Raw genomic sequence first — 19,934 nt, 5'->3', positions numbered from 1 at the left:
TTTAATTCACCTGCCTTAAATTGATGAGGTCCACTTGCTGTGTACCCACACCATAGTAATGAGTGCCCTTTGCTGAATCCAAAACAACAACGCGTCGCAGGTGGGCGCTTTTCCGCTTAACGGATTCAACCACCTCAATGAACTGCTGCGCCTGTTCTTCGGTAGCCTTCGGGTTGGACACAACCACCTGAAAATAGCCAGGGTCGTCACCGTACTCCCACCACTCCTCTACCTTGCCATAGCCGAAAATAGTGGTCACCAAATCCTCCACAGCGCTCGGTGTACCCTTGCGACGATGGAGGGGGATAGACTGTCGTACAAGCTCCCTGCGCTGCTCAAGAGGCAATGTAGGGTCATAGTAGTCTACATGGAACTGCCAAGCCAATTCGTCGGTTTCTTCGTCTGACCAATCAGTACGACCGAACAAATCAACACGCTGAATCTTCGCTGTTAGCTCGTCCATCTTTACATCAAGAGCCATCGCCGCATCCTGTACTTGCTTATCAGTCCGTAAGTTATCAGGCAGCAGGTCCAACAAGCTTAATTCAGACAGTTTAATCATCAACCAGCCCCCCGAAAGTCATTGTAACCGTGCCTTCCTTGGCAACCTGGTTTGACCCAAGATTCAGGAATATAGGCGATTTAATATCTATCCGTGAAGCACCCGCAGCCACGAGCATATGTGTTAGCTGAGATGGGTTTATGTCTCGGCCTAATCGCGACTTTTGCCATAGCTTGTACTCGGATAAAGCAGCCTCTACGCCTTTTTGAATACTCGTTACGTCTGTCGCCCTTGATTTACGGATATAGTAGGTCAAATCAACATCGTAACCGACCTCTGTAGGAGCTTGAACAGTAACCTTGTCCGTTAGAGGTCGCCGCTTTCTGTCGTCCAACACCGCGAACACTTCGTCAAGAACGGTTTGTGTGGGGATGACCCCACCAGCAAGCAACACGGTAACCACCACCTGCATAGGACTCGGAGAATCCACATGTACGTCTGCTATTGATGCACTGGCAGTTTTGGCCCAATATTCATACGCACCATCTGGACCCGCTACACTAAACGATTCCGGGGCAATGTGAATCCGCTCGCGGTATGGGTCATTGTCCTCCACGGCAGCTCCGCCCGATGTTTCGGTCAGATTGGTTACAGATGCTACATAAGGGAGTGGGTCAATCAGTGTCGTGAGCTGGCCTGCAATGTATCCATTACCTTCTGTGCCAGAAACATTACATTCGGCTGCAGCCGTGACAACAACATCGCCAATCGGGACAGACACCGCGTCTTTGGTAGAAAAATAAATAGTACCGTCCCCCTCAGTCGGACCTATACGGGTCCCTGCGGGGATAATCTGGACATTCGTGAGTGGCGTGGACAGCGTGAACTGGATTAGGGTAATGGCATAATCGGCACCTAAACGCGGTGTTTCTACAAAGGCCCCTAGATGATCCAGCACAGTGCCACGTGCATACCGGAGTAGTTGACCCTTGGCGACCTGATTCAATTTAACCTCTTGCATTAACATCTTGTACGATATCGCATTTATGAAAGTACGAAGCGGATCGGCTGGAGCAAGCTGCCTCTTTGCAATTGATTCGTACAGCGTAATAAGCGAATCCTGCATTGCCTTAACATCCGCTTGGACAAAATCAATGTCCGGCAACTCAGCCAGTGTAGTCATCTGCGTTCACCTCCTGTTCCTCGAAGTAAATGACCGGGATTAACCGCCCGTTGTCAGGGTCGTCCTGCGGATTAACAAACTGTATCTCCTGAATTAAAATCCTTGGTTCATATTCACCGACCAACTCATAAATTTGTGACGTGATAAGCGCCTTGGAGACCTCTGTCGGCTCGTCCAAAGCAGCAGGATCAAATCCAAATTGTCGATTCAAAACAACAGATCCGCGCCATGATGTAAGCAGAGTAAACAGGTTCTGTCGCAATTCTGCCTCTTTGGTAGCTGGTGCAAAATCAATCGGGCGAGCACCGGATAACGTAAGATTGTACTCGCTCATTTGACGTACTCCTTCAGCGTTATGTTTATGGTGCCAGCCAGCAGGTTCCCCCGATTGTCCACATAACTCCAAGCCTGCTCAAGCCCCGTCACAACCCACAGACCAACACCCAACTTTTTACCGCCGATTGTCAGCGCTCCGGCCTTGCCCTTCCGATCCCATTCCACCAACTTTTCCATTTCTTTTCGCGGGTTAGTCCCATGCCACACTGCGAAATACATGGTAAATGTCACGGTGTCCAGACCCGGACCTAAAAACTGGCTTTTGGGCTTTTTCAACATGATTTCATGGTCCGCCCATCTGCTGGCGCTAGACCGGGTGAGCTCACGGAATGTACGTATAACCTTCGGCGTAACTACAAAAGGGATATCCCCATAACTGCCTATTTTAGCTGCCATAATTATTCACCTTCAATCGGTTCATTTAGTTCCTTTACCGATCCGACGACCGTTACATTACCACCGAACCGGACCGCTGGAGCATTTATATTTACGCTGCTGGCCTTAATCTCTACGGTTTGGGCTGTAATTTGCACAGACTCCGCTTTAATGTTTACGGCCTTCGCCTGTACGTTCACAGCTCCGACCGCATTGACCACTATGGAGCCTGTATTTCTATCGAAATATGCATAGCTGCCATCCTCGAAGTAGATACCACGTTGGGACTGATCGGCAGGCATATCATAGCTACCGTCATATAGTGCGCCAAGACAAACTCCATCTGGTTTCCCATTCCCGAGAAAAATACACACCACATTGTCGCCCGGCTCTGGCATAGCATTCGAAAGACCCCACCCAGTCCCAGTTGTTAAAAGTGGTAGCTCTGGGGAAACCATATCGTCCATATCAGGGAAGATTACTCGCACCTTTCCCGTCTCGGTGTCTACACTGGAGACAACCCCGATTCTATTTAAATTTTCATTTGCCATGTCACCACCCCAACACTTTTCTAATTTCCAGATTAGTCGTATATCCTGATCCACCAACTGCATGAGTGGCAGAAACGATAATGTACTTACCGTCAAAGCGACCAAAGCCTTTAATTGTAATCGTCATCCCGGCTGCAAGACCGACATTCCCCATGAGAGACAAAGTAGCTTTACCAGCCTCTTTATTCTTTTCGCGCAGGCTCTTACGGGCCGCGTTAATTGCCTCAGCCTGTGAACCAACGCTCTGAGACACCTTTAAGATTGGTCCATCTTTCGGAGCGCCAGGTGGGCGATAAATCACCTTAATCGGCTTTGGCTGCTCCGATTTCTCTTTCTTCTTTTTCGAATCCTTAGAAGTAGATCCATCTGTAGTTGCAGCAGCCTTGGTTTTATCCTTATCGTCTTTTTTCTTAGGCGACTTCTTTTTTGCGGAAGGCTGATAGTTGACCTCGCAACCTGCATATGCCACATCCTGAGTCGAAAAAGAAAACCCATAGCTTATAATATCCGAAACCCCGCGCTCAATTGTCAGCGCAGACGGCTTTTGCTCATAAACGTACTCATCGAACAGGACAAGCTTTTTGCCCGTTACCTTTAGCGCTATGCCTTCCTGTTTGCACAAGTCATTTAAAAAAGCCAGGTCAGACACATCGGTCTGATCCTGGCGGTCGTATTTCGGATTGTTGTGAGCCTCATACATTAAGGAGAAGCCCGCACGCTTGGCAATTTCAGCAGCAATAGACTTTAGTGTTACAGACTCCCAAGCCTTCGTTTTCTTCTCCTGGCGAACATTTGTTGAAACCGGTAGCGAAACTGCTTTAATGCTGACCGTATCAGGTGGGCCAGCGAAGTCAATCGAATCCACCTCAAACGTGCCACAATTAAGCCGCTTAATCTCTCCGGGTTTGCTCCAATTGATTGTTTTTATATAGGCAACTATCCTGTCTCCAGCACTTGGCGACCAAGGACCAGACCATTTACGCGCCTTATCCTCAAGGTTAATTTGCAGATCGTCCAGCGTCCCCGGCTCCGCATCGGTATAAGTTAAATCCAATGAATAGTCGGACAACTCTTTGGTGATGTCCTTGCCGTTATAATTAATTACGACCTGTGCACGTCTTGCATCAATAGTTTCGTCCATGTTACACCTTCCACGGAGGCAGGTCAGAGGCGGTTTCTTCAACTACTGAAACGTCTGGCATCCGCAAAACTGTACCAGCAGAAAAAATAGAAACGTCGATGTAGTCCAAATTAAGATTCATAATCTGGATCATCAACGTTTCATCACCAAACACTTTATAGGCAATCATGTCCCAGGTATCGCCCTGGATCGTGGTATATTTCGTCATAGGCTTGTCCTCGCATCTTGCCGTTTCATTTGCTTATACTGCTGACGGAAAGAAGGTTCTGCAGCTTTGACCGCCTGCGTCACTACTTCTTTATCAGCGTTCCCTTGGATTACAATATTAAAGTTAAGATTCAGATTGTCACCGTTTCCGCCTGGGTTGTAGCCCATGAGTCTATTGGTTTTTTCCAGTAGATTCATGGATCTAGGCTTGTTGTTGATCGGAATTGCGGCTTCCCAGCCAGCCTCACCCATGATTGACGGACGGTTGGTAATATCTCCATCTGCAAGCATAGGCAAATGTGGTATGTCCATGCCGCCTATCGTCTTACCACCTAGGGCATCTGGCATTGTAAAACTAAATCCATTTATTTTATCAATAGATGAATTTATTACTCCGATTACATTGTTGAATGCAGCTTTAATTGCCCCTGTGATACCTTCCCAAATTCCAACTACAATTTGCTTGATACCATCCCAGGCCAAAGACCAGTTCCCAGTAAATACACCAGTTAAAAAGTCAATCACACCACCCAGCACATCAATGATTCCACCTATTACAGGTTTGAGAATATTGATAGCACCTGTTACAGCAGTAGTGATAACGGGCCACGCCCATTTGAATATAGTCACAAGGGTATTTATGGTTGGCGCAATGCTCCTTTCATAAATAGCCATTATTAAGCCGCCCAATTTACCAAACAACGCTCCGATTTTAGGCAGCCATGCAGCCAGCACCGAGCTGACTTGCGGCAACAAGGTCTTCGTTAAATACCCAAAGACTGACGTAAATACAGGTCCAAGCTTGGAAGAAATAGAAGATGATAGTTTCATGACCAAAGGGATTATGGCATTGAAGGCTTGTTTACCGACCTTCATAAGTGGAGCAAGCAAGGATGTGACGGAATGCAATGCAGGACCGATCCCGGTGGCGATAGATTCTATTACAGGCGTTAAGGATTTCCGCAGGCTATTCACAGATGTTAATATACTTCCAAAATCCATACCGCTACCAAAAGTAAATGCTTCTTTGAAGTAATCTAGCAGATCCCCGATAATCGGCTTAAGACTAACCTTAAATTCTGCGAATTTATCTTTCATAGATGATAGTGATTTTCCAATTTCATCAGCTAATCCATTAGCCTGCTTGGAGTCCATGCCTAGCGCTTTGGCGTAGTTTATGGTTACACCCTTCATCTCACCATCAAATCCGTTTTGGAATAGCCAAGCGACATTCCCGCCGAATTCAGTGATCCCTTTAAGGGCTTTTTCGCCACGACCATAGATATCTTTCACATTGTCAGCAAGAACATTGGCCTGTTTATCATTCATACCAAACATTTTGCTGTAATTGACGACAACACCATGCATCTCACCGTCAAAACCGTTTTCAAATAACCATTGTATATTCTCAGCGACTTCGCCAATCTGCTTACCAATTCCACTGAAAAATTTACCGATTTTAGGTCCAGCGACATTGAACCAGTTACTGAACTTATTGAATGCTGGTAACAGCAGGTCCGAAACAGGAATAATCAGAGATGTGAGCAGTTGGCGACCTATCCCCTTGAAGGCATCGCCCATGCTGCTATATTTTATTTTTGCCATCTCATCAATCGTGTTTTTTGTCTTATCAAACTGCTTTTTGACGTTCCCGTAGGACTTGATTACGCGAGCCTCCAAGTCCTCCGCCTGCGTACCAAACAATTGCACAGAAACAGCATTCTTCAAAACCGGGTCCTTCACAGCTTCGATAGCTTTCACAGTTTTCAAGAATGCTTGCTGTGCTGTCTTCCCGCCTTTTGCGAATGCTGCCGTCATTTCTTTACCGCCGAGCCCTATGGATTTATAGGCTTCTAGTGAGCTTTTGGAACCGTCTTTTGTACGGATACCAAATTCTTTAATTCCATCCCCGACTTTATCACATTATGTTCAGTAAGGTTCGCTACTCCCTTACCCGCCACTAAAGGCAGCTGCATGTTTCCATGCAGATCAGACTATATCAAGAACTCCTAAGAGTCCCCTCCCATTTCCACGCGCTTGCATGTACTCGGCTTCTCACCGATAGTCGTTGCACGTTCCTGTATAATACAGGCTTCGCTCATGATTTCCCTCGTCTCAACGTTAGGGTTTCCCATGAATTAGAGAGGTTTCGGTATGGCGTCGCCGCCATAAAGCCCTAATAAAAAGGTTGAAGGCCCCTGCATCCAGGCCTGCAGAAAAAATATCGAACATGCCCTCTGCGCTGAATCCTAATTTTGCAAAGTAGGCTGAATATTCATTGGCGCTGTCCAGTAATTCGCCAGACTTGTCCAGCCCCTTCTGTGCACCTTGGGCAAGCAGGTTATACGCCTGTTCCGATGTGATACCAAAGTTTTTCATCATGGTATCGACGGTTTTGATAGATTCATCAACGTCCAGATTTTCGAAGGTGTCTCGAAGGACAATCGCGCCTCGTGCTGATTTTTCAAGTTCTGGACCAGTCTGTTTCAGGACGTTTTTCGCCTTACCGACGACAAGCGCCAAATCGTTCCAGTCCTCGCCTAGCTTCTGATTGTACAGATTCTTGGCAATGTCTTTCATGCCCTTCATCTGCGCTTCTGTCTGCCCTGTGCTGGCTTGGATTTGAAGCATGGCCTTCTGGTATTCGTCCGCATATTTAAACGCAAAAAAGCCGCCCGCAGCCACGGCAGCTCCCGCCATCATCCCAGCTCCACCAGCGGCAAGCAATGTACCGCCGCCTCCTGAATCATCTCCGCCAGATCCACCACCGCCACCGCCCGAAGGACCATGAATTCGCTGGATTTCTCTCATTCGCTTCTCTAATTCTTTAATCTGCCTTACATACGCTTCGATATCATTACCGAACTGATTTGAAGGCATGCGAATGCGGGCTATGTCTGCCAGAAGCTTCTTCATTTCTCGCAGATCCGGAATAACAATTTTCAATTCGCTAATCATGTTTTGGAAAACGTCTTTTGGGCCATTTATGCGCTTGATATCTTTAAATTCATTTTCCAGCTTTTTAAGATCTTCTCGGATATCTTTGACGATATCACCTGTGATCCGCATAGATTGAATGATTCGTATTTGCGCCTCAACCGCTTTAGCAGCCGCCATCATCGGTTCGAATACTTTCGCGCCGATCCTCAAATGCCCAAGGGCTTTAAGCTTGTGTTCAAGCCCCTGAACATTAACCTCCAGCGCACGGGTTATATCTCCCGACAAGCGCATGGACTGGAGCCGTGTAAGCTCTGTCTTCACGTCCCTAATGTCGTCCTTTAGGGGCTTAAAGACGTTTTCCCCAACCCGGTTGGCATTAACGCTTTGCAGCTTAGTATTTAACTGCCCAACTTCTTGCTGCAAATTGGTAATCGCTCCAGTAGGCATCTGGATATTTTTCAGTTCTTTAAAGCTGTTCTCAAGACCGTTCACTTTTTGAATCGCCTTATCAAACGCACCAAAAAAGCTCTGGTCCAAATTAGCCGCGAGCTTCATCGCCACATCATATTCGCGTCCCACTACATCACCGCCCTCTCTTTCGGGCCTTTTCAACTTCCTCTAGCGCCTTCTCTTTTTTAATTGCATAAGCAGAAAAAGCGTCCTGCCATTTAGACAGGTCGCTTATCGGTTGATCCAACCAAAAATCAATGCTGTTTCTGGTTTCTATTGATAAAGTCAGTACAATTTCCCGGATATCAGATGCAACATCTTCACTTGCATCTATAGCAGCAAAAAATTCTGAGCCATAACAGTCACTTTAGAAAAATAGTTGCCCGGAAGTTCGAGAATCAACTCCATCGGAACACTTGCAGCCTCAGCACATACAGCAGCTTGCAATTCCATACTAATTGCCTTGACAGGAGTTTTCATATCATCAAGATCCAATCTTTTAGTAAGTGCAATCATCTTACGACCATTGATTTTATTAAAATCAAATTTCAATTCCGTATATTTTTCGCCTTCAAAGTCCCAAGGTTTATCGAATTTAAGCGTATATTGTGAAGTACCTTCTACCTTCTCCACTGGTTTCAATTCTGCCTCTTTAGCGATATTAGTCATGTTATAATCCTCCATATTTTAATCCGGGTCAACGCCCGGAAATGATTAATTCCCAAGCGCCTGACGGATTTTTGCGTAGTAATCGACACCATTGATAACACAAACAGAGTTGTATTTATCAATTTCCACCTTGACCGCTCCATTAAGCGTGATCTTGATATAGGTCACTTCAAATTCCACAGAATTGTCGGACGTCGCTCCTGGTTCCAAGCTGCCCAAAGACATTGTTTTGGGATTACCGCGAAATGATACCTTGTACGGTACAACATCCAACTGCCCGGTTAAACGGTTCTGCACCTGGATAGCTGCCCGTAAATCTATGGCGTGGATCTCTTGAGCAAAAAGGGAATAATAACTTTCTTCGTGAGTCCTGAAATTCAGGGTAGTAGACATGGCATCGAATTGGGCCATAGTCGGAGTATTGACAGTACCGTTAATACCCCCGCCCGTCACGTCCTCAGCTAGTAATGTGATTTCGGGAAGGTCTACGGTTGTAGTCCCCAAATACTCCGAACCATTACGGTAAGCCTCATATTGTATCGTCCGTTGACTGATCTGCTCTTTAGCCAATGTTCAAACCTCCTCTAAGCTGCGAACAACGATGCAAAGTAAGAAGCATCGTATTCCAGTACAAAATCAATATCCTGACCCGGAGACGGCGGCGTGATGTACACATGAAATTTCATTTTGCCATCAATCAGATTTTCTATTGGGTTTTCCGAAGCGTTAAATTCAACACGTCCACCCAGCAAGTAACCTGCAGCTACCAGACCATTGATCCAGACGTTCACTGAATCAGTGATTGCCTCGATCATCTTCTTATTGGTTGGATCATCAAGGTACTTCCAGTAGGTTAGAGTCAGCGTATTACCAATCCAGTTGAACATACGGCGTACCGGTATAAAGCTAGATTGCGGGTCTTTAGCATCCGGGTAAACTCCTGTCCGGTTACCCCACACTACAAACCCTTCAACAAAATTGAGTGCTGTTACGATCCCTTGCGCATTAAGATACTGCGCTTGCTGTGGACCTAGTAAAAAGTCACGATCTGTCAGAGCAGTACCATCAATATTCGCGGCGGTATTCGACGGAGAAGTCGAAGGGATGCCGCCATTATCAACGTCAGATTTAACAGTCGCCGCAGCAACTACCGTAGACATGTGATATTTCAAACCGTCCTTGGTAGCCAACGGATAGGTGTTAATTTGCTGTGGGTCCGTATAAGCGTTGTCCTTCTTCCACTTCGCAATCTCGGTATATACAACGTTGGATGGCAGATCTGTGAGGGCCGTTGCTTTAAAGTGCCCACCGTTAAGCGAGTTGGCTTTTGCAACCATAATCGCACCGACCACAGGATTATGTGAAAATCCCGGCGCAGCAATTAGACCGGGAACAATTCGGAACAGCGGGAAAATTTGATCTAGCAATTCCAGTCCTGTAGCAATGCCAGTATCTACATCCATACCGCCGATAATATCCGCAGGTGTGACTTTGCTTTGGTCAAGCTTGCTGTAACCAACTTTGACCTTTGCACCAGATGCCAACGCGCCGGAAGCGATACGAGATACCACTAAATTCCCAGCATCGTTAAAGGACAGAGCGTAATCGGTGCCTAGTATATATGTGGTCGCACCATCTTCGGATGTGATCAGTACAGACGTTTTAATGATCCCCTGCACCGCAACCGTAAGCGTGCCATTAACCAATGTATAAGAAGCTGCCGTGACTGAGGTTGCATGCTTCACAGGGTCCAGCACATTAATAAAAACGACCGGCGATTGTTTCGAGATTTTAAAATGGAAATGCATGAATTCAGAAAGGGTAAATGATTCCCAGTCGTCCGAATATCCGAACGCAGAAACTGCGTCGGCCCACGATTCACACAGAATCGGCTTATTCACTGGTGCAGCATCAAGCGTACTAAGGTTGATCGGAGCTGTACCGAATACAACGGGTAATGTGACGTTGAGCCGCACTGGGGTAATGACAGATGCGGGCTGCTCAGTGATAAATACACCATGACGTTCAGCCACTTAAATTCCTCCTTTTTGGATCGCCTCAACCACAGCGGCATAAGCGATGTTATGAGTAGTTCCCGGCTGGTCCATCGCCACTTTAGCGGCTGCCAGATCAGTAACCGGGACAAACAGTTCCGTGATGGCAGGGACTTTGTCTGAAATGTCACTTAGATATGCCGGGAACCCGCCCAGTGAAATAAAATACTTCGCCAGTCTTCCGCCCGGAAGATTAGGGCCAATGTAAATAAGTTGTTCCCGTTCGGCTGCTTGGGATGGCTGAGCAGGTACCACAGGCGAAACGTCTTTCTTATCTTTTACAGGCGGCTTTTCCGCCTGTTTAACGTCTTGAGTTTCTGTTTTTTCAGTAGTCAATCTGAACACCCTCTCTTATAGCAGGAATGATCCAACTCATGTCCACATAGCCGAAAAAGTAAGGATACATATCCTCTTCCTCGAATAAGGAACACGTCAATTGGGGTTCCAAAATAAATTGTCTGTCCAACGTTCGGTTGGTAAGAAAGTGCTGTCTGATACGCTGTGTGATATTAAGGACAGTATCTTCACCGCGCATGTCCAGCCCTTCATCAATAATTCCAACGCTCAACATAATGGCGCACGTTGAGTTTTCGGTGTCCGAAACATCGACAACATCACCCACACGAACAAGAATGAACGGGTAATGATCGTCATCATCTTCTTGGCTTTTTGCAGGCAGGTTTTGCGCATAAATGTTTAGTTTGGACAACTCACCACGTGCATTCAGATATGCTGAGTCAGCAAAAAGACGCTCCAGTTCTTTGACCAAAGCGTCTCTAAGCATAAATGGGGTCATGGTTTCAACTCCCTATCCAGTTCGTGCATAATACGTTCTTCAAATGTTTCTCGGGCTTTCTGCTCAACAGGAGTACGCACCTTTTGCTGATTGAACATTTCTGGAGCTGGGGGACCATACAGGCGGCGAATAGGCAGCCTCTTTTTTCCTTCACGGGCGAAAATCTTTACTCCGTTTTTGTCTGCCACAAACGCGCCCTTTATCCCCTTTACCGCTCCCCCTTTTTTAACAGCCGCCTTCAAAACTTTAGGTCGCTTTCCCGTTGCTCGTTTAGGGTTGAACTTGTATTTATCCAGTCCAGTTCCCCGGCTGGTCGAACGCACCACGCTTGAAGTAGATGAAGCGCTGGCCTTGGTGGTTGACAATGTTTTGTTTACATCGCCTGATTTGATCACATATTCCTTAGCGATTTCTTTTTTTACATTGGTCCGTGCATTAGATGCAACACGGTTCATCGCTCGGGACACAACCACTTTAGCCTGAACTTTGACTTTCTCATAGCGCTTTTTCATGGTTCCCAGCTCTTTGGCATCGATGCGAATCATGATCCTTTACGCCCCAACGTGACGGTAACCATATTCTCGTCATCTTGGATATCTGTCACCGTATAGGTGCGTTCGTCGAACCTAATTTTGCTTTGCAGGGCCGGAAGCCTGCCAAAGTTCAGCAGGAAGTCGGCACGCTGAGCATAAAACAAAAGATCGGCATCGTAAACGCCATCTGTTGGATTCGAGGCGCTAGTTTTCCGATCTCTCAGTTCATCATCATCAACAATAACCAACATTTTGACAGGCGGTTCAGGTGTGACAGGCAGTCCGTTTTTCGGCGGACTCATAAAGGCGATTTCATGCCAGTCGGCAAACTCACGTTCATTCAAGAAAACGGACTTCACATCCCGCTCGATCTGATCCTTAAAACTGAACGGTTTTATCAATTCAGTTTGAATATCGCTCATGACGCGCCTCCTAACCCCTTATTCCGCAGGCTTGGCGGTATTCTTCTTGTCATCCTCTACCATTCCAAGATCAATCAGTCGTTGAATCGCCTCTTTGCCAATACTAACAGGGACCTCTTCACCAATTTTGTAATTCTTATCGTTGTGACGGATATTCCACGTTGCTATATATGCCATCTCTGTTTTCCTCCTCTTTAGTTAAGAACCTTAGCTACATACCATCCGTCCACATTTTGCGGAACGACGATAGGACGGGCCAACATTTGCAAGTAACGAGCTGCAGGTTCTTTAGTAGTCCATGATTGCGGCGTTACCTTTGCCTTGACATACTGGAACTGACCGTCATCCCCCATGATCAAGTTAGCTCCATAGTTAAACTCAAACGGTTTTCCGTCTGGCAGTAACGCAAGTGTTCCAGCAGGAATGTAATCCTGCTCTTTACCTTCTTCGTCGGTGTATGAATTGGTGTAGGACCAGATATGAATAGCAGCCTGACGCAAATAACCATGATATACAACGCCCTCTGGCAGAATGTCTTGGTTCAAATTACCGACATCAAGGGTTTCTTTTTCTGCTTTGATCATTGCAAGCAAAGTAGGATGACTAGTAATTGCAGATCCAACTTCAAAAGTGGTCAACACCCTACGCATGGTCAAGCCACTTTTTCGCATGACCTTCATTTTCTTCTCTGTGAGATAAGCAACAACATCAAAAGTTGGGTCCGAGAAGTCTTTTCCTGAAAGAACTTCCTTGTTGGTAAAATCCCAATCCAATTCCTGATTCACACCTTCACCGATTTGCGTTGTCTTGCCCGTAAACATGGTTTCGGACAACTGTTGAATCTTTCGGCGGTCGATTGTGCTTAACAATTCAGCCGTGTCTTCGATCAGGAGTTTCTGCGCCCGAACATCCGGAGAATCCGGGTTATACAAAGTCTCTCCAGCACGTCTTACTTTAAGATCGTTCCGAGTGATGACACGCATAGGTTTAACTAGCGCAGGCTTGTACTGTTTGGCTGTAAATCCAGTGCGCAGTACAACCTTACCTGGCATCAATTCATTGACATAAGGAGCCAGCGGACGGTGACCTTTTTTAGTCTGGATTTCAATTTCATCGGAGTCGAACGTTTCCCCTTCGGATGCGTATGTGTCCAGTAGGTAATAAGAATCCTGTGGAAATGATTCGACTACACGGAATAACTGCGGAAATGCGTAAATATCTTTTGCCATAATGTATTAATCCTCCCTATTTAACTACTCGTTTTGTGATAAGACCGATGTTGCGCATGGCGACTTCGTGTTTTGCAACTGTATCAGTGCCGCCGAACTTGAGAGCATCACGATTAAACTCACCAGATGTGTAAGCCACGGCCCGAGCATCCTTGGTTGTAGCGTCGACCTCTTCGTCTGCCAAGATGCAGTATGGATTCTCAATACCGCCCGTCTTACTCGAATCTACTGGCACAGTGATGGGTGTTCCTGCGTACGGATCTGTTTCAGCGAGTTGGCTTTCTCTGCCCAAGACAGTACCACGTTTAACCACTCCAGACCCCGCTTTGACGATAATTGCAATGACCGTTTTCGGTTCGACTCCACCTGCGTACAGATTGTCATACGGCTGGCTTTCATAAGCTGGCATTATTTACGACCTCCCTTTTTGTTTTGAAGCTGTTTTGCATACTCAATCATGTTGTTTACGGCTTGTTCGTTTTCAGCGTCATCATTTGATGCACCGACAGTGATTACAGGCGCTTCCGGGGATACATTTTTCACACCGCTGTCGTCCGAATCTTGTTGGCGTTGCGTCCCCTCTTGGCCCACACGCGTAATTGATGCTTGAACGATTTTCATAGCCACATCACCGGCGGTTTCGCCATTTGTGATGGCATCTTTAATAAAAGGCTTGGCTCCAGGGGCACCCTCCATATTTGTCAGTGCGCTAATACGGCTGCGTTCGGCTGTAGTAGCCAGACTGACCACCTCGTTGTACAAGTCTGGGTGCTCGTTTTTCAGTTGGTTTAAATCCATTGGTTTGTTTTCTCCCTTCATTTGGCTTATCTGATTTTTTAGTCCCTCGAATGTGTCTCCGGCTTGCGGAGTACCGCCTTTATTTGTGTTAACAGCAGCTACAGGCTGTTTGGCTGTCGAAGCAAATTGCAGATTTGGGATGCTTTGCAAGGGGGTTATCCTTTCCAGTCCGCTGTCGCCAAGCGCTGGAGGCTGATTTGTGAATCCTCCGCTTTTAAGAAGCTCGTTGCGAACCTTGTTTATGACCGCCTCAGGCAAAACTCCGTCACTGCCGAGCATATCAAAAGCGCTGTTGGTAACTTCTGTGGCGCCTTCACTGAACATTATTTCGTCCGCAAATCCAAGTTCGACAGCCTTCTGAGCATTCATCCAAGTTGTAACGTTCATGAGATCAAGTAGTTCGTCCCTTGTCTTGCCTGTTCGGAGTGAATAAGCATTGGTGATTGCCTCGTCCGTGCTTTTCAGCAGGGCAGAAGAGCGGTCATGGGCATTCTTGTCGCCATCCGTACCCGTTGCAGCGTTGTGAATCATGATCTGCCCCGGCGGCGATATCTTGATAACGTCAGCACCCATGAGCATAACCGAGGCAGCAGAAGCCGCTACACCCGTTACTTTCGCCGTGATTTTCCCGGGGTAATCTTTGAGTAAAGTGTAAATCTCAGCACCATCAAAGGCGGAACCGCCAAGAGAATTTACGTACAATTCGATCTCGTCTCCGTTTGCTGCATCAAGTTCCTTGGATATCATCCCTGGACTCACAGCCGGAATACCAAACCATTGATAAACCCATGCGTTTGCATCCCCGATTATCGGCCCGTTAGCCTTGATCTTCTTTGGCATTTGTGTTTTCACCCCCTTCCTCATCGTCGTTGTCTTCATCGCCCTCATCAGACGGTTCAGAAGGCGTAACCGGAGCTGGTGCAGTTCCTTCGGTCAGTCCCAGTTCCTTGAGTCGTGCTTTCTCATACGCACGCTGTTGAATGTTTTGTTCCCATGATCCGCCGTTTAGCTCGACCGTTTCCTTTGTGGCTGTACTTAAATTGTTCTCAATTCGGGTAACAGCCGCGCCTACTTCCTTGGTTGGATCAAGTAAACCTTGACTTGGACCATGCCATTCAGCCCGTGTGTAGGCAGCAAAAATAGCCGGGTCATCAAAGATGCCAGGCGCGTGTATCCTACCTTTGGTTACAGCCTCAACAAACCATTCTTCATAAATAGGCTGGCAAAGCGTTTTAGCCAGCCAGGAACGGCGCATGCGGTACATTTTCCAAGCTTCCAATAGTGCCCCCCGAGAAGCCGAGTACGAGCTAGTGAATTGCTTGGTCAGTATCTCATACGGTAGCTCAAGAGCTGCTGCAATCTGTTTCAACAGTGCCCGAACGAAAGCTTCATAGTTCGGATTTGGTCTTGACGGGTCAGCAAATTGAACATCCTCTCCAGGGTCCAGATAAACGATAGCACCCCGACCCATCTTTATGTTGTCGCCACCAGTCCCGGGTATAGGTTCTTGATACTGATTGTCAGTTTCCGGTTCATTCATACCATACGGATCTTGCCCGTCATCTCCTGGAGTTTTTACAAACACGGTGTACATTGACGTGATGACTGCAGCCATCAATTCTGCCTCTGTATACTGGTTGAGCAGCTTTAAAGATTCGATAATAGGCGCAATAATTGGTATGCCCCGTCGTTGCCCTGGTCGTTCCGCTTCAAAAAGATGGATTACATTCAATCGCCCCGTCTGCTTGCCATACCTCTCGACCCGGACCCATTCCCTTTCACTTGTCAGGTCAAACCTACTGCTACCCGGATGACGGTTGCTGAAATGGTACGCAACCACCATACCGTCTGCGTCAACCTCAACGCCAGATTGGATCCGATCCAAATCGTCCAATTGCACATTAAAAGGAGTATCACAACGGTCAGCTTCAACTAGGTTGATTCTGAGGTCATAAACCGCATGATCTCTCGGCAGCATTGGCAACAAAGCGAATACGTCCCCGCTCATGAGGGTTGACAAGAAAGCTAGGGCTTGCAACTCGTAAAAATCATTGAGCCCTGCCGCATCGCATTTGCTTGTTTCAGCCCACAATGCCCATTCCCTGTGTATGCTCGCCCTCAAGTCTTCGCTTTCCTGATCGCTGAGTGTTAGAAATTTGGAATCAAAGGCAGGGTTGAGGCGTAAGCCAGTACCAACGATGTTCGTTCGCAAACCCTTGTGAGCTGCTGCAACAACGTCAGATCCCATGTGTAAGTCTCTGGCCCGGGCTCTAAGCTCGTTAATATTCTCATGAATATCTGCATCAGCGTCACCAACTGGCGTTTGCCACATGACCATAGACGACTTTGTGCGGCTAGCTCCATGCCTGCCGTATCCTTTACCACCAAATGACTCTTTGTAGCTATTAATAACTGCCTGAGCTGCTTCATGCCTTGCAACATCCAGGCGGGACGCCTCTCTTTTAGCCGCAATTCCCGGAGCCACAAAGTTTAGAGTCTTGTCCAGCCAGTTCATCGGTCAAACGGGGTGATTCCTCTTACTTTGCTTCTCCGTTTCACTCCCGGATTTTCCAAGTCGTCAACGATGCGACCATAATATCTCTTGCGCTCCAGTACCACATTCATGTCTGTCCGTGTCATAGACCGACCAGCGATGGTGTATGATTTTCCTGTAGCGAGTGCCGCCTCAGCGTCACACCAAAGCTTGTACATCATTTGAGCCTCGGCTAAAGTCATTTTCGGCATATCCCCTGTTCACCTCCTTCACATAATTTACAAGCTGCTAGAAACATTCCTTTTCTTCTTCCGCTGCTGCGGCCTTACCGGACCCGTAACCACACTTCCCGGCTCAGGTAATGGCAGGTCAAAGTTCGGATTCATCATTTCAATTGCGGCACGGTTATAAACTGCAAGGTCAAGGGCTTCATTCCGCGCCCTGGTCTGCACCCAAACAGTATAAGGAATCCCATTTTTATAGCGGGTGACCAATTGCTCTGCCGTCAACTGTTTGAAATATTCTTCGTCATATACGAACGGGTCCGGGTTATCTGGATTGGGGAGTGGAAACCGACATGACCCAGGCTTTCCAGGTTCGATTGTAAGCGACGAAAACACCTTAGCCTTACCTTCGGCTACCCCAAGCCGAATAACCGTAGCACGGTGGACGTTGTTGTCTGTGGTGCCGTTTAAAAGAGGTGTGTGTGTACCGTCACCGCTGTCCTCACCTTTAATTGCATATATTCCGCGTGAGGCACGAGGCTTGCACCACTTGTACACCTCGCGAGTAAAGTGTCCACCCGAGTCCATCAATGTTCGACGTATGCGAAACTTCCTGCCCGCTGCATCCTGCCATGTCCGGGACAGAAATTCGTCCAGATCATCCCAAACGTCCTGCAATTTCAGGTCACCATATACCCGGTGATACTGTATTCTCCAGCTAGAATAATCTTTTCCCCAGCCAATGACGTCAATTTCGAACCGATTGTCCTGCGTGTCCACCGCCGCAGTGAGGAATTTCACACCCTCTGGAACCCGATGCATGTACATCTCACGGCGATTCAGGAGCAATTCATGTTCTACCTTCTCGCCTTCTTCCTCCCATGACTCCGCCATAACGGTGTTGAAGAAGGTCTTGAGAAGCGCTGGGCCGCCACGTTTGGCAGCCTTGAATTCATTGACAGCATCTTTCCATGTGTAATTTATCGTTGCTGCAAGGCTACTCAGCTTAAACCCGCGAGTTTTGGAGTGTTCCTTCCCAGCAACCCAAACCACTCGCTTGGCATAATCCTTTTTCCATTCATGTTCACCATGCAGCGCACCACAATGCTTGCACACATGATCGACCCGTGTACAAGCCCGCGTTTCTTCGTCGTAGTCGAAGTCGATCTGCCTCCATGTTAAGGGCTGCAGTTCATCACAGGACGGACAAGGGAAGTGTAATTCTTCCTGTGTGCTGTCCTCGTAAAGAGCCTCGATACGGGAAGCACCTTTGATGGTCGGAGTGGATACCCACACCATTTTTTTGTTGTAAAACGTCTTGGTTCTAGCTGTTACCAGTGATACAGGGTCACCTTCCTTGCCTGCCGATACCGGGAAACGGTCGATTTCATCCCCAATAACCACCCTGATCGGCTTGGAAGCCAAAGAAGCAGGCGAATTCGCGCCTGCGATGTTGATCCGTCCACCTGGAAATGTCTTATACAAAATGGTATTCCGGCTATCACGGCTCTTATCCTTGACCACCAGTGGTGATAATTGTGGAGAATCCCGGTACATCGGGGTCAAACGGTCATTAGAAAAGTCACGTGCAACCATCAAATCCGGCTGTATAACCATGATCGGAGCTGGGTCATGCCCAGTAAAATAACCAATCGTATTAAGCTGCAGGTCCGTTTTGCCAAGCTGTGAGGCCCACATGAGCACAACCGACTCAACATTTCTGTCAGATATAGCTTCCATGGGAACCCTTTGATAAGGTGCCCGCTCTGTTTTCCATGGACCAGGTTCAGCCGAAGCTTCTGGAGACAACACCCTGTGTCTGTCAGCCCATTCAGATACACTGATTGGCTCAGGAGGCGCGACAAGGCTTAAAGTGTCAGCAAGCAGGCGGAATGTCCTTTTACGTTGCGCATTCATGACTCATCATCTGCCATTGGGTCATACTTAGACAGCAGGTTTAGTGCCTCGTTTATGCGATCCTCCAACAAGATGCGAATTGCCTTTTCGTCGCTTAGATACGCCAGTTGATTTGCCAGTTTCGGAGGCAGGCCAGTTAATCTCTCGCGGAAATTCACCAGCAGTGTTCCCCATGCGTCTTGCACATCAGCGGTAGTGTGTAGATTCTTTCGCTTTTCCTCCAGTTCCAACGAGGCAATTTCCTTTTTAATCTGCTCATGCTGTGCCTTTTCGTCTGCAAAACTAATCTTGCCCTCCTCGGTTGCCCCAGTCACATGCCGGATGTATGCCTGGACGGTTGCAGCAAGCTCATATTTCCCCCGACTTACCTGCGTAAGCACACCGTCACGGGTTAATTGCCCGATCCATTGCTTGGTTTTGCCAACAATCGCCGCAAATTCACTGGTTCCGACAATGACCTCCGCCCTGTTCTCTCCTTTCCCCATAACTGACCACCTACTTTCCATTTATTCATCAAAATCCAAGCACGCTATCAGACGCATTTTAAGCCCCTTTTTAGCGGCGCATTAATAGAAGGGATAAATTATACATACACAATATAAAAAGCCCTCAGCAGGGATCACACGCAGCCTGCGGGGCTAAAAAAGGAAAGTGTTTTTCGAATTCAAAATCTACGCGTTTTTCGGGCTCATGCGCACCCGTACCTATTTTTAAGCTCCAGAAGGACCCAAATTTATTTTTTCTGGAGAAAAAGAAAGCTTTTAAGATTATTTTTCATAATCATTTCACGCGCGCGCCTCCTTCTTTTATTCTTTAATCTTTAAGACCTTGGTATAAAGGGTTAGGCATAGCTTATGTCTATGTGTATGAAAGACGGTGGTTGATGCACGAGTATTTTAATTGACTGTATATCCACCTTGTTATCTTTGGCATACTGTTCAACCTTATCTGCTATTTCACGTTTTAATTGATCCTGAGGCATGTCCTTCTTTAGTTGAACGGCGACTCTCATTTCTCTGTTCTCCAATAGATTCATCTGACAGTGGTAATTCTCTTCATGTTCCATCATCATCGTTATCATCCTTTCTGTTTTATGTATGAACAACAAATACA

At 47.1% G+C, this 19,934-nt stretch carries 25 protein-coding genes; all 25 read right to left on the bottom strand.

The window, feature by feature from the left end:
- Window position 1: 1 nt before the first annotated feature.
- The gene (locus tag ACYCSE_RS16845; RefSeq protein ID WP_459698956.1) at window positions 2-562 is read right to left on the bottom strand and encodes a phage tail protein I; all 561 of its coding nucleotides are present in this window, start codon (window positions 560-562) and stop codon (window positions 2-4) included.
- A complete protein-coding gene (locus ACYCSE_RS16840) occupies window positions 555-1,685 on the bottom strand; it encodes a baseplate assembly protein (RefSeq protein ID WP_459698954.1) in 1,131 nt (376 codons plus the stop codon). The genes ACYCSE_RS16845 and ACYCSE_RS16840 overlap by 8 nt, the downstream gene beginning before the upstream one ends.
- Window positions 1,669-2,019, bottom strand: a complete 351-nt coding sequence (locus tag ACYCSE_RS16835; protein ID WP_459698952.1) for a GPW/gp25 family protein — start codon at window positions 2,017-2,019, stop codon at window positions 1,669-1,671. The genes ACYCSE_RS16840 and ACYCSE_RS16835 overlap by 17 nt, the downstream gene beginning before the upstream one ends.
- Window positions 2,016-2,417 (bottom strand): phage tail protein, encoded by a 402-nt coding sequence (locus ACYCSE_RS16830; RefSeq protein ID WP_459698950.1) that lies wholly within the window; start codon window positions 2,415-2,417, stop codon window positions 2,016-2,018. The genes ACYCSE_RS16835 and ACYCSE_RS16830 overlap by 4 nt, the downstream gene beginning before the upstream one ends.
- Window positions 2,418-2,419: 2 nt before the next feature.
- Window positions 2,420-2,947 (bottom strand): phage baseplate assembly protein V, encoded by a 528-nt coding sequence (locus ACYCSE_RS16825; RefSeq protein ID WP_459698948.1) that lies wholly within the window; start codon window positions 2,945-2,947, stop codon window positions 2,420-2,422.
- 1 nt (window position 2,948) lies between these two features.
- Window positions 2,949-4,088, bottom strand: a complete 1,140-nt coding sequence (locus tag ACYCSE_RS16820) for a phage late control D family protein (RefSeq protein ID WP_459698946.1) — start codon at window positions 4,086-4,088, stop codon at window positions 2,949-2,951.
- A gap of 1 nt (window position 4,089) precedes the next feature.
- Window positions 4,090-4,296, bottom strand: a complete 207-nt coding sequence (locus ACYCSE_RS16815; protein ID WP_459698944.1) for a tail protein X — start codon at window positions 4,294-4,296, stop codon at window positions 4,090-4,092.
- A complete protein-coding gene (locus ACYCSE_RS16810; protein ID WP_459698942.1) occupies window positions 4,293-6,113 on the bottom strand; it encodes a phage tail protein in 1,821 nt (606 codons plus the stop codon). The genes ACYCSE_RS16815 and ACYCSE_RS16810 overlap by 4 nt, the downstream gene beginning before the upstream one ends.
- Before the next feature lie 303 nt (window positions 6,114-6,416).
- A complete protein-coding gene (locus tag ACYCSE_RS16805; RefSeq protein WP_459698940.1) occupies window positions 6,417-7,847 on the bottom strand; it encodes a phage tail tape measure protein in 1,431 nt (476 codons plus the stop codon).
- 168 nt (window positions 7,848-8,015) lie between these two features.
- Window positions 8,016-8,354, bottom strand: coding sequence for a hypothetical protein (locus ACYCSE_RS16800; protein WP_459698938.1), 339 nt, complete (start codon window positions 8,352-8,354; stop codon window positions 8,016-8,018).
- Between the two features lie 45 nt (window positions 8,355-8,399).
- Entirely contained in the window at window positions 8,400-8,924 is a 525-nt protein-coding gene (locus ACYCSE_RS16795; RefSeq protein WP_316243857.1) for a phage major tail tube protein, read from the bottom strand.
- Between the two features lie 14 nt (window positions 8,925-8,938).
- Window positions 8,939-10,387: a phage tail sheath family protein gene (locus ACYCSE_RS16790; RefSeq protein ID WP_459698936.1), complete on the bottom strand. Its 1,449-nt coding sequence runs from the start codon at window positions 10,385-10,387 to the stop codon at window positions 8,939-8,941.
- A complete protein-coding gene (locus ACYCSE_RS16785; protein WP_459698934.1) occupies window positions 10,388-10,744 on the bottom strand; it encodes a hypothetical protein in 357 nt (118 codons plus the stop codon).
- Complete coding sequence (locus ACYCSE_RS16780) at window positions 10,734-11,204, bottom strand: hypothetical protein (RefSeq protein WP_459698932.1); 471 nt, start codon at window positions 11,202-11,204, stop codon at window positions 10,734-10,736. Before ACYCSE_RS16780 ends, ACYCSE_RS16785 begins: the two co-directional genes overlap by 11 nt.
- Window positions 11,201-11,749 (bottom strand): phage tail protein, encoded by a 549-nt coding sequence (locus tag ACYCSE_RS16775; RefSeq protein WP_459698930.1) that lies wholly within the window; start codon window positions 11,747-11,749, stop codon window positions 11,201-11,203. The genes ACYCSE_RS16780 and ACYCSE_RS16775 overlap by 4 nt, the downstream gene beginning before the upstream one ends.
- Window positions 11,746-12,159, bottom strand: coding sequence for a hypothetical protein (locus ACYCSE_RS16770; RefSeq protein ID WP_459698928.1), 414 nt, complete (start codon window positions 12,157-12,159; stop codon window positions 11,746-11,748). The genes ACYCSE_RS16775 and ACYCSE_RS16770 overlap by 4 nt, the downstream gene beginning before the upstream one ends.
- Window positions 12,160-12,177: 18 nt before the next feature.
- A complete protein-coding gene (locus ACYCSE_RS16765; protein ID WP_341161497.1) occupies window positions 12,178-12,336 on the bottom strand; it encodes a hypothetical protein in 159 nt (52 codons plus the stop codon).
- Between the two features lie 17 nt (window positions 12,337-12,353).
- Window positions 12,354-13,388, bottom strand: a complete 1,035-nt coding sequence (locus ACYCSE_RS16760) for a major capsid protein (RefSeq protein ID WP_341063755.1) — start codon at window positions 13,386-13,388, stop codon at window positions 12,354-12,356.
- Window positions 13,389-13,404: 16 nt separating this feature from the next.
- A complete protein-coding gene (locus ACYCSE_RS16755; RefSeq protein ID WP_339200458.1) occupies window positions 13,405-13,797 on the bottom strand; it encodes a head decoration protein in 393 nt (130 codons plus the stop codon).
- Complete coding sequence (locus ACYCSE_RS16750) at window positions 13,797-15,026, bottom strand: head maturation protease, ClpP-related (protein ID WP_341063757.1); 1,230 nt, start codon at window positions 15,024-15,026, stop codon at window positions 13,797-13,799. Before ACYCSE_RS16750 ends, ACYCSE_RS16755 begins: the two co-directional genes overlap by 1 nt.
- Complete coding sequence (locus ACYCSE_RS16745) at window positions 15,004-16,701, bottom strand: phage portal protein (protein WP_459698924.1); 1,698 nt, start codon at window positions 16,699-16,701, stop codon at window positions 15,004-15,006. The genes ACYCSE_RS16750 and ACYCSE_RS16745 overlap by 23 nt, the downstream gene beginning before the upstream one ends.
- A complete protein-coding gene (locus tag ACYCSE_RS16740; protein ID WP_322175121.1) occupies window positions 16,698-16,931 on the bottom strand; it encodes a DUF6148 family protein in 234 nt (77 codons plus the stop codon). The genes ACYCSE_RS16745 and ACYCSE_RS16740 overlap by 4 nt, the downstream gene beginning before the upstream one ends.
- A 27-nt stretch (window positions 16,932-16,958) precedes the next feature.
- Entirely contained in the window at window positions 16,959-18,821 is a 1,863-nt protein-coding gene (locus ACYCSE_RS16735; RefSeq protein WP_459698922.1) for a phage terminase large subunit family protein, read from the bottom strand.
- A complete protein-coding gene (locus ACYCSE_RS16730; protein ID WP_341063760.1) occupies window positions 18,818-19,306 on the bottom strand; it encodes a hypothetical protein in 489 nt (162 codons plus the stop codon). Before ACYCSE_RS16730 ends, ACYCSE_RS16735 begins: the two co-directional genes overlap by 4 nt.
- A 356-nt stretch (window positions 19,307-19,662) precedes the next feature.
- On the bottom strand, window positions 19,663-19,893 hold the full coding sequence (locus ACYCSE_RS16725; protein WP_316243871.1) for a hypothetical protein: 231 nt from the start codon (window positions 19,891-19,893) through the stop codon (window positions 19,663-19,665).
- Window positions 19,894-19,934 lie beyond the last annotated feature (41 nt).

Source organism: Paenibacillus sp. SEL1, from assembly GCF_054602535.1.
This window is presented reverse-complemented; position numbering and strand designations above follow the sequence as displayed.

Bases quoted from the DNA above. Each gene is read 5' to 3' on its own strand.
- ACYCSE_RS16770 (WP_459698928.1), bottom strand. From the start codon at position 12,159: ATGAGCGATATTCAAACTGAATTGATAAAACCGTTCAGTTTTAAGGAT.
- ACYCSE_RS16810 (WP_459698942.1), bottom strand. From the start codon at position 6,113: ATGACGGCAGCATTCGCAAAAGGCGGGAAGACAGCACAGCAAGCATTC.
- ACYCSE_RS16725 (WP_316243871.1), bottom strand. From the start codon at position 19,893: ATGATGATGGAACATGAAGAGAATTACCACTGTCAGATGAATCTATTG.
- ACYCSE_RS16800 (WP_459698938.1), bottom strand. From the start codon at position 8,354: ATGACTAATATCGCTAAAGAGGCAGAATTGAAACCAGTGGAGAAGGTA.
- ACYCSE_RS16755 (WP_339200458.1), bottom strand. From the start codon at position 13,797: ATGCCAGCTTATGAAAGCCAGCCGTATGACAATCTGTACGCAGGTGGA.
- ACYCSE_RS16840 (WP_459698954.1), bottom strand. From the start codon at position 1,685: ATGACTACACTGGCTGAGTTGCCGGACATTGATTTTGTCCAAGCGGAT.
- ACYCSE_RS16775 (WP_459698930.1), bottom strand. From the start codon at position 11,749: ATGATTCGCATCGATGCCAAAGAGCTGGGAACCATGAAAAAGCGCTAT.
- ACYCSE_RS16745 (WP_459698924.1), bottom strand. From the start codon at position 16,701: ATGAACTGGCTGGACAAGACTCTAAACTTTGTGGCTCCGGGAATTGCG.
- ACYCSE_RS16815 (WP_459698944.1), bottom strand. From the start codon at position 4,296: ATGACGAAATATACCACGATCCAGGGCGATACCTGGGACATGATTGCC.
- ACYCSE_RS16845 (WP_459698956.1), bottom strand. From the start codon at position 562: ATGATTAAACTGTCTGAATTAAGCTTGTTGGACCTGCTGCCTGATAAC.
- ACYCSE_RS16780 (WP_459698932.1), bottom strand. From the start codon at position 11,204: ATGACCCCATTTATGCTTAGAGACGCTTTGGTCAAAGAACTGGAGCGT.
- ACYCSE_RS16760 (WP_341063755.1), bottom strand. From the start codon at position 13,388: ATGGCAAAAGATATTTACGCATTTCCGCAGTTATTCCGTGTAGTCGAA.
- ACYCSE_RS16730 (WP_341063760.1), bottom strand. From the start codon at position 19,306: ATGGGGAAAGGAGAGAACAGGGCGGAGGTCATTGTCGGAACCAGTGAA.
- ACYCSE_RS16835 (WP_459698952.1), bottom strand. From the start codon at position 2,019: ATGAGCGAGTACAATCTTACGTTATCCGGTGCTCGCCCGATTGATTTT.
- ACYCSE_RS16750 (WP_341063757.1), bottom strand. From the start codon at position 15,026: ATGCCAAAGAAGATCAAGGCTAACGGGCCGATAATCGGGGATGCAAAC.
- ACYCSE_RS16825 (WP_459698948.1), bottom strand. From the start codon at position 2,947: ATGGCAAATGAAAATTTAAATAGAATCGGGGTTGTCTCCAGTGTAGAC.
- ACYCSE_RS16740 (WP_322175121.1), bottom strand. From the start codon at position 16,931: ATGCCGAAAATGACTTTAGCCGAGGCTCAAATGATGTACAAGCTTTGG.
- ACYCSE_RS16735 (WP_459698922.1), bottom strand. From the start codon at position 18,821: ATGAATGCGCAACGTAAAAGGACATTCCGCCTGCTTGCTGACACTTTA.
- ACYCSE_RS16820 (WP_459698946.1), bottom strand. From the start codon at position 4,088: ATGGACGAAACTATTGATGCAAGACGTGCACAGGTCGTAATTAATTAT.
- ACYCSE_RS16830 (WP_459698950.1), bottom strand. From the start codon at position 2,417: ATGGCAGCTAAAATAGGCAGTTATGGGGATATCCCTTTTGTAGTTACG.
- ACYCSE_RS16765 (WP_341161497.1), bottom strand. From the start codon at position 12,336: ATGGCATATATAGCAACGTGGAATATCCGTCACAACGATAAGAATTAC.